Below are 10,596 nucleotides of genomic sequence, written 5' to 3' on the forward strand. Positions count from 1 at the left end.
TTAACGTAAGGATTTGCGGCTAGCGCATCTATTTCTTTTGACGTAAACATCTTCTTCGACACTCGAATTCACTCCCAATATGATTTAGTCCAGTGTACACAAAAACCCTGAGCAGTAGACTTTTTTAGTGTCTACTACTCAGGGTACAGTTTAACCTGGCGCGAACGAGTCGCGCCAGGTGGCCTCTTTCTTATAAATCTACTGAGTTATGTCCCAGCCTCTTTTCATTTTAATGTGTACTAACTATCAAACATGTCTTCTTAACGTTCGTTAACGGGAATTACTATTAGAAAAATCATTTTATGTTTTTCATTCAAATATTCACTTGAATATTAACCAAGGAAAGGTATATACTATATTCAAGTTAACACTTGAATATCAATGGGGTGATAATGTGAATAAGAAAGATACTTGTGAAATTTTTTGTTATGACGAGGAAAAGGTCAATCGAATACAAGGTGATTTAAAAACAATCGATATTGTTAGTGTTGCCCAAATGTTAAAAGCAATTGCGGATGAAAATAGGGCAAAGATTACCTATGCTTTGTGTCAAGATGAAGAGTTATGTGTGTGTGATATAGCAAATATTATTGGTATTACGGTGGCAAATGCTTCTCATCATTTAAGGACCCTTCATAAGCAGGGGATTGTAAGATATAGAAAAGAAGGAAAACTAGCGTTTTATTCGTTAGACGATGAACATATTAGACAAATAATGATGATTGTACTAGAACATAAGAAAGAAGTGAATGTCAATGTCTGATCAAAAGGCAATAACATCTGAACAAGAAATGAAGGCCTATCGTGTACAAGGTTTTACTTGCGCAAACTGCGCGGGTAAATTCGAAAAAAATGTAAAACAGCTATCTGGAGTTGAGGATGCAAAAGTAAATTTTGGTGCATCTAAAATTGTTGTTTATGGTAATGCAACGATAGAAGAACTAGAAAAAGCAGGTGCATTTGAGAATCTCAAAGTGACACCTGAAAAATCTGCTCGCCAAGCATCACAAGAGGTAAAAGAAGATACGAAAGAAGATAAAGTGCCATTTTATAAAAAGCACAGTACGCTGCTCTTTGCGTCCTTATTGATTGCGTTCGGTTACCTGTCCCAGAGTGTGAATGGGGAAGAGAACCTCGTTACTACATTATTATTTTTAGCATCCATGTTGATCGGAGGATTATCGCTTTTCAAAGTCGGTTTGCAAAACTTGTTTCGCTTTGAGTTTGACATGAAAACCCTTATGACAGTGGCTGTTATAGGTGGCGCTATCATTGGGGAATGGGGAGAAGTGGCCATTGTTGTTATTCTCTTTGCGATTAGTGAAGCTCTTGAACGATTCTCTATGGATAAAGCAAGACAATCCATTCGTTCATTAATGGATATTGCACCAAAAGAGGCACTCGTTAGACGTAATGGACAAGAAATGATGATCCATGTGGATGACATTGCCATTGGTGATATTATGATCGTGAAACCCGGCCAGAAGATTGCCATGGACGGGACTGTAGTAAGCGGCTATTCGGCTGTTAACCAGGCGGCCATTACGGGCGAGTCTGTTCCTGTTGCGAAAACGGTTGATGATGAAGTGTTTGCAGGTACCTTAAATGAAGAAGGATTACTTGAAGTAGAAATAACGAAACTTGTAGAAGATACAACAATTTCTAAAATTATTCATCTTGTAGAGGAAGCACAAGGGGAACGTGCTCCTTCGCAAGCATTTGTTGATAAATTCGCAAAATATTACACACCGATTATTATGATCATTGCAGCATTAGTTGCTATAGTCCCTCCATTATTCTTTGATGGCAGTTGGGAAACATGGATTTATCAAGGATTAGCTGTTCTTGTTGTCGGCTGTCCTTGTGCATTGGTTATTTCCACTCCGATTTCCATTGTTTCAGCAATCGGGAATGCAGCGAAAAAGGGCGTTCTTATAAAAGGCGGTATTTATCTAGAAGAAATGGGTGCCTTAAAGGCCATTGCATTTGATAAAACGGGCACACTAACAAAAGGTGTCCCAGTGGTAACTGATTTTAATGTGTTGAACAAGCAGGCAAATGAAAAAGAATTGCTGTCCATCATTACTGCATTAGAATATCGTTCCCAGCATCCTCTTGCTTCAGCCATCATGAAAAAAGCAGAAGAAGAAAACATTACTTATTCTGACGTACAGGTAGAGGATTTCTCTTCTATCACAGGAAAGGGTATAAAGGGTATCGTAAACGGGACGACTTATTACATCGGTAGCCCGAAACTCTTTAAGGAATTATTGACTAATGATTTCGATAAAGACTTAGAGAAAAATGTTACTACTCTTCAAAATCAAGGTAAGACAGCCATGATTATTGGAACCGAAAAAGAAATACTTGCAGTTATTGCAGTTGCTGATGAAGTTCGTGAGTCAAGTAAGGAAATTCTTCAAAAGTTACATCAACTTGGAATCAAAAAAACAATTATGCTTACTGGTGATAACAAAGGTACTGCGAATGCTATCGGAGGGCAGGTTGGAGTATCTGATATAGAGGCAGAATTAATGCCACAGGACAAATTAGACTTTATTAAACAGTTGAGATCCGAGTATGGCAACGTAGCAATGGTAGGAGATGGGGTCAATGATGCACCTGCATTGGCGGCCTCAACAGTTGGGATTGCAATGGGTGGAGCTGGTACAGACACAGCCTTAGAAACTGCAGACGTCGCTCTAATGGGAGACGATTTAAGAAAACTTCCATTCACTGTGAAACTAAGCCGTAAATCCCTAAATATCATCAAAGCTAACATCACCTTTGCAATTGCCATTAAATTTATTGCCTTGCTATTGGTCATACCGGGCTGGTTAACACTTTGGATTGCCATCCTTTCAGACATGGGGGCAACTCTTCTGGTAGCGTTAAATAGTATGCGGCTTATGCGGGTCAAGGAATAAAAGGGAAAAGGGCTTTCTGGTTGTCTGGAAAGCCCTTTTTCTTACCATGTATAGAAATTTGGGGGTTAGTTACATTAAAAATGATTAAAAACGGGTACACGTTACAGGTTGGTTCACAGCAGTTTTAGGATTACATATTGCACGAAAACGGTTCTGTTTTTTCGTGAAAGACCGTTCGTTTATTTCATTCTGAAATCACCGGAGGAGGAAGCTAAAATGACAAAAGATGTCGATTTGTTAGTAATAGGAGCAGGATCTGGAGGTTATGTGGCGGCCATACGGGCGGCCCAGTTGGGGAAAAAAGTGGTTCTGGTAGATAAAGCAGAACTAGGGGGCGTTTGCCTTAACCGGGGGTGTATCCCATCAAAAGCTCTTATTAGTGCGTCTGAGCGGGTAAAACATATTCAACACGCCAGTGCAATGGGCATCAAGGTTTCTGGTGAAGTTCAAGTAGATATGCCGGAAGTAGTAAAGTGGAAAGACGGCATCGTGAATAAGTTAACCAGCGGGGTTAAGACCTTACTGAAAGGCAATGGAGTAGAGGTAATCAGTGGAGAAGCCTATCTTACTAAACCCTATACGGCTAGAATCAAAATGAATAACGAAGAACAAGTATATTCCTACAAAGATTTAATCCTTGCGATAGGATCTTTGCCTTTCGAACTAAAAAGTATGCCATTTGATAAAAAAAGAATCATTTCTTCCACTGAGGCATTGGTGCTGCAGGAAGTACCAAAACATTTAGTTGTGGTAGGCGGTGGTTATATTGGTTTGGAGCTGGGTACTGCTTATGCCAAATTCGGATCAAAAGTGACCATTCTCGAAGGGTCCAACACGATTCTTCCAGGTACCGATCCTATGCTTACAAATGTGGTAAAACGGCATCTAAAAGAACTAGGTATCACAGTTGTAACAAATGCTCTGGTCCAAGGCGGAGAAAACACAGGGGATGAAGTAAAAGTTCGTGTACAGGTTGATGGCAAGGAAGAAGTGGTTAACGGAGATTATTGCTTAGTTTCTATAGGAAGAAAGCCGAACACAGGGAAAATTGGGTTGGAAAATATCGGAGTAGAATTAGACGAGCGTGGTTTTATTAAGATAAATGAGAAATGCCAGACAAACGTGGAGCATGTTTATGCAATAGGTGACTGTGCTGGCGGATACCTCCTTGCCCATAAAGCTAGCTACGAAGGAAAAGTAGCTGCAGAAGTGATTAGCGGACAAAACAGCATCCTTGATTTTCAAGCCATGCCTTTTGTTATCTTCAGTGATCCTGAAGTTGCCTACACAGGATTAACAGAGAAAGAAGCAAAAGAACAGGGATACGAAACGGTTTCCAGCCGTTTTCCATTCCAAGCGAACGGAAGGGCATTATCTGTTTCAGATGCAGATGGCTTTGTGCAGATTGTAGCCGAGAAGAACAGCAAAAGGGTGTTAGGCGCACAGATGGTAGGACCAGAAGTATCGTCGCTTATTGCTGAAGCAGTTTTTGCCATTGAATCTGGAGCAACTGCCGAAGATCTAAGCCTTACAATCCATGCCCATCCAACGTTGCCTGAGCCATTGATGGAAGCGGCGGAAGGTGTGATGGGGCACGCCATTCACATGCTGAATAAAAAGAAATAATGTGAATGCAGCAGACATGCACTTTTCATAAGTGCAGGTTAAACTTTTCATTTAATGGAGTGGGGGAATTAATGGACATTTTGTTTTACGTCTTAACTGCGGCTTTCGCAAATGTCCTGGGTGGCTTTGTGATCTTTCTTAAAAAAATTGGTCTAGAAGGGGCTTAAATGGCTTAATGGCGCTGAGCGCCGGGATACTTTTCGCTATTGCGATTATGGATTTAATACCAGAAGCATTAGAAATTCAGGAATCCAGTGCCCTATATATTGTTATTGGATTTGGTTTGATCTTTTTGTTCCAGCAGTTTCTTGCACCCCATTTTCATTTCGGAGAAGAGACTCATAAACATTCTCATTCTCAAAGCACAACCTTTAGTGCTTTATTGGGCATGCTGGTTCACACGTTTTTTGATGGTGTCTCTATTGTAGCCAGTTTCAAAATAGACGAGAGAATAGGATTTGTTGTATTGATTGCTGTATTAATACATAAAATTCCGGATGGTTTAACGATTTCTTCCATCGTATTTGCAAACTTTGAAAGCAAGAAGAAGGCGATAGGAGCATCTTTCTTATTGGGTCTATCAACGATAACAGGCGCGATCGCAGCCGTGTCTCTAACACAATTTTTTATGGTAGATAGCAGCATCCTCGCGATAGCTCTTTCCATTACAGCAGGAATATTTCTATACATATCTACCGTTGACTTGCTGCCTGTTGTTAGTGCCACTGAAGACAGAGTCGTTATTCTTTTCTTTTTTGTAGGGATATTGCTATATTTTGCTCTTCACTGGATAGGGGAGCTACTTCCCGTATATTTACACTAAGCAGGGGAGAACCTATTCATAACATTCAAACATACGTGTGAATGTTTTAATAACTTACCATGGAGTTGATAAAAGTGGCTTTGACTATTATTTCCGCAATTGGGGCTTTCTTAGTAACCAATATTGATGATATTTTTGTTTTGATGCTGCTGTTCTCTCAGGCAAATGCACAGGCTAGAGCGACTGGCGGTTTAAAGATGAACGCGCAGACAAAGAGTAACCGGATCTACCCTAAAGATATAGTCATTGGGCAATACTTAGGTTTTGCCTTGCTGGTTTTGATCAGTCTTTTGGGAACTTTTGGCGTCATGTTGATTCCAGAAAAATGGGTTGGATTGCTTGGTTTAATTCCGATCTATTTAGGGATTAAACTGTTTATTAAGGGTGAAGATGAAGATGAAGGTGCGATCCTCTCCAGTTTAAACTCAGGGAGATTTAACAAACTATTTATGAGTGTAGCCTTCATCACATTCGCTAATGGCGGGGACAATATCGGCATCTATGTGCCTTATTTTACAACTTTAAGTGTGAATGAACTGGTAATTACGGTTATTATCTTCTTTATAATGGTTGCTGTCTGGTGTTTTGTAGGATATCGTTTAGCTTCCTTCAGACATGTTTCTGAAGTTTTGGAGAAATACGGAAGATGGATTATCCCTATAGTCTTTGTTGGATTAGGGGTATACATCATGGCAGAGAACGAAACGTTTAGTGCCCTTTTGAGTTTAATAAATTATTAAAAAATAATCTGAACTGCCCCCCGTCAAGTAGACAGTGGAAATAATAAAAGTGATTTAAGCGGCTTTCGCTCTATATTCTTTAGGGCTGAGGCCGTTTAATCGTTTTTGGTATCTTTCGTGATTATAAAAATAGATGTACTCATTTATGGCAATGTTAAGTTCTTCAAAGGTCTGATACTTATGTAAATAATACTTTTCACATTTTAACGTGCCGAAAAAAGATTCCATTGGTCCATTATCAATACAGCGACCAACCCGTGACATACTTTGAGTCATTCCTGCCGCCTCTAATTTACGCTTGAACGCCTTAGAGGTGTATTGGAATCCACGATCACTATGAATCAGTGGGTGTTTTTGATGCAATCGTACGATTGCCTGGTCAAGCGTTTTAAATACCAGTTGATTATTATTAGAGTGTCCCAGCACATAGCTAATAATGGATCCGTCATAAAGATTACGAATCACACTGAGATAGGCCTTCTTAGATAGGCCATATTTAAATTCTGTCACATCCGTTACCCATTTCTCATTCGGCTTTTCAGCTGTGAATTCACGGTTTAATACGTTCTCTGCCACATGTTGTGGTGACGACTTTTTGTGCCGTTTTCGCTTCTGGCGGATGACCGAACGGATCTCATGGATACGCATGAGACGATAGATGCGCTTCTCATTGTATGCCGGCAGGCCATGCTGGCGTCGTCTGCGATTGACCGTCATGGTGATCCGTCGATAACCGTAGGTCCCGTTCACCTGGTCGTAGAGGAGGCGGATGTCTTCCAATAGGCTCAAGTTCTCTTCTTCGCGTACCGAGACGGTACGCTTCAACCATTTATAGTAGGCGGCCCGTGAGACCTGCGCGATCTCGCACAGGAGCACGACCGGGAACGTGTCGGTCGTCGACATTTCCTCGATGACCATGTATCGCAATTGTAGCCTGATCTGGCTGATCAACCTCTCCTCTCGATTTCCTCCAACTTTTTTAGGAACAGGTTCTCGGCACGAAGGCGCTCGTTCTCCCGCTCGATCTGTTGAATGCGACGTTCGAGCTTCTCCTCGTTGGTCAGTTCCTCTTCTTGCTTCGTCCGTCCGCGCCGGTCCTCGAGCCCGTGCACGCCGTCGGCGTCATATTTTTTCGTCCACCCATAGACCTGTTGGTACGACACGGTGAATACCTCGGCCGTCCGTTGATAGTTCCGTCCGTTGTCCAGGCAATACCTGACTATCTCCATGCGTTCCTCGAATGTGGTCTTTCTCCCTTTTGTCATAGCTCGATCCATCCCTTTTCTCGAATCTGTTAACTCGCTATGACTAGTATACTTCTTAATCCATTTTCGAAAAACAGATCCATCACTGATTTGATAGTTGGAGAGGACTTCCATCGTGGTGGCCCCGTCGAGGTAGTCACGGACGGCCGCGATTTTCTGTTCCTTGGTGTACAGTTTCCATGTCTTCGATTCCTTCAATGCGTCACTCCCGCCGGTATCGAATTTCACTTTCCACACCCGGAGGGTATGCTCAGAAACGTGATGAGTCTCCATGATTTCCTTCCATGTATGCGTTTCTTCTTCCATCATGCGCAGTGCAGCCAGTTTTTGTTCGATTGAATGCCGACTTCTCGCCATAAAAAAAACACTCCCCAATAGAATAAACAGATTTGTTATTTCATCTGTCTACCTATTGGGGAGCATATCAGGATTGAAGTGAATTCTTTTTTTGAGAATATCTATTTTGCTGTTGAATAATCAGTCTATATTTACAAAAGATTCTAAATCAACAAATACGAATGCTTCTTCATAATTTTCATCATGAAGTTTAAATGCGTATCCAGAGTCCTTTTTTTGAATCAACTTCTCTACTTCCGCGACGTGTTCTTCTGAGACTTCAAATCGTTGTTGTATCCGATAAAAGTTAGCATAACGAGATTTTTCTCGCTCACTATTTGTTAACTCTTCCCCAGATATAGGAACAAACATAACCGGCTCAGGTACGTCCGAGACCTTTTCGAAAAGAGAAGTTGGAAGTTGAACACTCCAGTAAAACTGTTGCTCAGTAGAAGTGAATTTTGGACTTAGAATGTTATCTACTGAGAACGTTACGGTTGTGATCAATTCATTGTTTTCTACTTCTTTTTCGAAACTTATAAATGAAAATTGTTGAGCTACCATACTTTCGATGTATTCATTAATAGATACATACTGTGTTGTACCTGAAACATCCTGGGTAGTTTGTTCAGTTTTCTCGTTAGACTTCTCCTTACCTAAAGAAGTACTCTTTGATGAATCGTTTTCGCTACATGATGCCAATACTAAAGCAATCGCTAAAACGTATAAAGCAACATATTTTTTCATATATCAGTATGCAAGATTCTCAGAGTAGCTGTAACGGCTATAGTCTGCAGAAACGGCTTTTGATCTTGATACCAAACCATTAGAGTATGTGACTAATTTTCCTGTGGTATCAACACCGATGCTACCATAAACTAATTTCCGCGTGGATTTTGGAGGAATATTAAAGGCGAATTTAGTTGATGTGGTGGTATCCGTCCCATAAGAAACCTCGGCTGTTACTTTTAGGCCATTTTGCAAAATTTTAAATTCTGTTTCACCTGTAAGAGTTCCAGTAGCAAATACACGACGAGAAACCTCATAGTTTACTGTGTCCACCAGTGACGATGTGTTTGTAGCAATATGCGTCCATTTTGGAAGCTTTACTAATGTATTAGTGAGTGTGGATTGGTATACTGTTCCATCGTAAACTGGGGCATAAATAGGCACATCATTTTCTACTGCTGACACTGAATTAGGTACTCCTGATAAAATCGATGCGCTCAAAGCTAGTGAACCTAAGATTTTAATTGTTTTTGACTTAAACATTAAAAAACCTCCAATATTTTTTGTGAAAAATCTGGTGAAAATAAAAAATCCTAAAATTCATTGTCTCTTTTACATTAAAAATTTGACTTTTGAACTAAGACTTATTCAAAATATAGCATTTATTTACCATTTAAAATTTGGGATAATATGAGGTGGAGGAGATTAAATTGCATAAATATATCGGGAATATCATCCGATTTAATCGTATAAAAGCTAAGAAAACCCAACAAGAAGTCGCAGCAGGGATATGTTCTATCTCACATTTAAGCAAAATCGAAAAAGGAGTGTATCTACCTAATCAAGAAACATTGAATTTGCTTCTCGAAAGACTTGGGAAAAAAATTGATTTTGAGCAGGAGAGGCATAGTCAACTCTCAAAACTTATTGATGACTTTTATTATCACTGGTCTTACAGTGAAGTTAGTCAGATGAAGTTAACCATTGAAATGATGGAAAAGGAGGAGTCTCATTACATAGTAAGCGATTATTTGAATCGATACTTATTGGCTCAATTGGCCTATGAATTAAACGAAAAAAATTATGAAAAGGCTGAATCTCTTTTATACAACCTTGATAATTTAGAGATAATGTCCAATGCCGACATGAGTAAATTCGTCATATTAAAAATGTCTTTCCTAAATAAGTATAAAGATTCTAAGAAAGCTGCAGAATACGCTGAATCAAATGAAAATCTCATAGTGAGTGATGACAAAGCAGAATATTTTTACCAGAAAGGTCTCATTTACAGCTATAACATCAGTCCATCACTTTCTTTAATTCATATGAATAAAGCCTATGAATCTTTTGGTAAAGGGACGAATTTCACTAGAATGATAACTTGTAAGTCGGTTATGGCAATTAATTACTCAAGATTGGGTTTAATGAAAGAAGCAGAAAAAGAGTATATTGAGTTGTTGCGTATGCTATCAAAGTTCCGTAACGAAAATATGTTACACGAGACGCGATATAACTACGGTATCTTCTTGAAAAATGCAAATCGATATGACGAGGCACTTGTGGTGTTTAAGAGTTGCGAGCAATATTTTTCTACTAAAGAAGAACATCGATGTCTTTTGATTCTTGCTATGTGGGAAACCAAACTCCATTTAAACGATCTTCAAGAAGAAGAGATTCTAGAATTTACATCATCTTTCAAGAATAGTGCGTCAAAGTGTAAGCTTCATAAGAAATATTTGGTTTATGCCGATTTAATGATTCTAAAAAGTAAAAAAAATGAGAAAGAATATTATCGGTTACTTGAAACTAATTACTTAAGGTTAATCGAGAAAGAAAACTCTTATATTGAAATAAGAAAAAGATATCTGGAACTCTTAGATTATTATAAAAATAAAAATCATTCTAAATATCAGAAATTATTAGTAGAGTTTCATCAAAATGAAGAATCTATGGAGATGATCAGATGGTAAAAAAATATTGATTATCATGACAATTATGACAGTTTTCAGTTTTTCACCAAGTATAGATGCAAAAGGTAGCGTTAGTAATGGGTCACAAAATCACCTTCCTGAATTACTTGATCGTGTATCGCGTAGCCCCATTACCCCATCTTTTCGGTAAGCCCGTGTCCAGCGATTTTTACAAGAACT

General features: G+C 39.3%; 9 protein-coding genes. 6 read left to right on the forward strand and 3 right to left on the reverse strand.

Translation table 11 applies throughout. The features are described from left to right. The first annotated feature begins 394 nt into the window (after positions 1–394). From cadC to KNP76_RS15110, 5 genes are all read left to right on the forward strand, one after another. The gene (gene cadC, locus KNP76_RS15090; protein ID WP_003322301.1) at positions 395–763 is read left to right on the forward strand and encodes a Cd(II)-sensing metalloregulatory transcriptional repressor CadC; all 369 of its coding nucleotides are present in this window, start codon (positions 395–397) and stop codon (positions 761–763) included. Next, the gene (locus KNP76_RS15095) at positions 756–2,927 is read left to right on the forward strand and encodes a heavy metal translocating P-type ATPase (protein ID WP_214844991.1); all 2,172 of its coding nucleotides are present in this window, start codon (positions 756–758) and stop codon (positions 2,925–2,927) included. The genes cadC and KNP76_RS15095 overlap by 8 nt, the downstream gene beginning before the upstream one ends. A gap of 216 nt (positions 2,928–3,143) precedes the next feature. Continuing rightward, the gene (gene lpdA, locus KNP76_RS15100; RefSeq protein ID WP_214844992.1) at positions 3,144–4,553 is read left to right on the forward strand and encodes a dihydrolipoyl dehydrogenase; all 1,410 of its coding nucleotides are present in this window, start codon (positions 3,144–3,146) and stop codon (positions 4,551–4,553) included. A 175-nt stretch (positions 4,554–4,728) separates the two neighbouring features. Then, positions 4,729–5,376: a ZIP family metal transporter gene (locus KNP76_RS15105; protein ID WP_251137536.1), complete on the forward strand. Its 648-nt coding sequence runs from the start codon at positions 4,729–4,731 to the stop codon at positions 5,374–5,376. A 74-nt stretch (positions 5,377–5,450) separates the two neighbouring features. Further along, positions 5,451–6,116, forward strand: coding sequence for a CadD family cadmium resistance transporter (locus KNP76_RS15110; RefSeq protein WP_435528659.1), 666 nt, complete (start codon positions 5,451–5,453; stop codon positions 6,114–6,116). A gap of 54 nt (positions 6,117–6,170) precedes the next feature. On the opposite strand, the gene KNP76_RS15115 is transcribed toward KNP76_RS15110, so the two are convergent. The 3 genes from KNP76_RS15115 to KNP76_RS15125 all read right to left on the reverse strand — a co-directional run bounded on the left by KNP76_RS15115 (position 6,171) and on the right by KNP76_RS15125 (position 8,989). Further along, positions 6,171–7,738, reverse strand: a protein-coding gene (locus KNP76_RS15115) for an IS3 family transposase (protein WP_214844993.1) whose coding sequence is annotated in 2 segments (ribosomal slippage) — positions 6,171–7,087 and positions 7,087–7,738 — 1,569 coding nt in all. Because the reading frame shifts where the segments join, the coding sequence is not laid out codon by codon here. Between the two features lie 120 nt (positions 7,739–7,858). Next, positions 7,859–8,464 (reverse strand): hypothetical protein, encoded by a 606-nt coding sequence (locus KNP76_RS15120; protein WP_214844994.1) that lies wholly within the window; start codon positions 8,462–8,464, stop codon positions 7,859–7,861. A gap of 3 nt (positions 8,465–8,467) precedes the next feature. After that, positions 8,468–8,989, reverse strand: a complete 522-nt coding sequence (locus tag KNP76_RS15125; protein ID WP_156028746.1) for a hypothetical protein — start codon at positions 8,987–8,989, stop codon at positions 8,468–8,470. A 167-nt stretch (positions 8,990–9,156) separates the two neighbouring features. Between KNP76_RS15125 and KNP76_RS15130 the strand changes: the two genes are divergently transcribed. Then, positions 9,157–10,416: a helix-turn-helix domain-containing protein gene (locus KNP76_RS15130; protein ID WP_214844995.1), complete on the forward strand. Its 1,260-nt coding sequence runs from the start codon at positions 9,157–9,159 to the stop codon at positions 10,414–10,416. Positions 10,417–10,596: the final 180 nt, after the last annotated feature.

Source organism: Exiguobacterium sp. s150 (assembly GCF_018618435.1).
Taxonomy (GTDB): Bacteria; Bacillota; Bacilli; order Exiguobacteriales; family Exiguobacteriaceae; genus Exiguobacterium; species Exiguobacterium alkaliphilum.

What these genes read in the sequence shown, in the direction of transcription:
- KNP76_RS15095 (WP_214844991.1), top strand. Translation starts at nt 756, where the DNA reads ATGTCTGATCAAAAGGCAATAACATCTGAACAAGAAATGAAGGCCTAT.
- lpdA (WP_214844992.1), top strand. Translation starts at nt 3,144, where the DNA reads ATGACAAAAGATGTCGATTTGTTAGTAATAGGAGCAGGATCTGGAGGT.
- KNP76_RS15105 (WP_251137536.1), top strand. Translation starts at nt 4,729, where the DNA reads ATGGCGCTGAGCGCCGGGATACTTTTCGCTATTGCGATTATGGATTTA.
- KNP76_RS15120 (WP_214844994.1), bottom strand. Translation starts at nt 8,464, where the DNA reads ATGAAAAAATATGTTGCTTTATACGTTTTAGCGATTGCTTTAGTATTG.
- KNP76_RS15125 (WP_156028746.1), bottom strand. Translation starts at nt 8,989, where the DNA reads ATGTTTAAGTCAAAAACAATTAAAATCTTAGGTTCACTAGCTTTGAGC.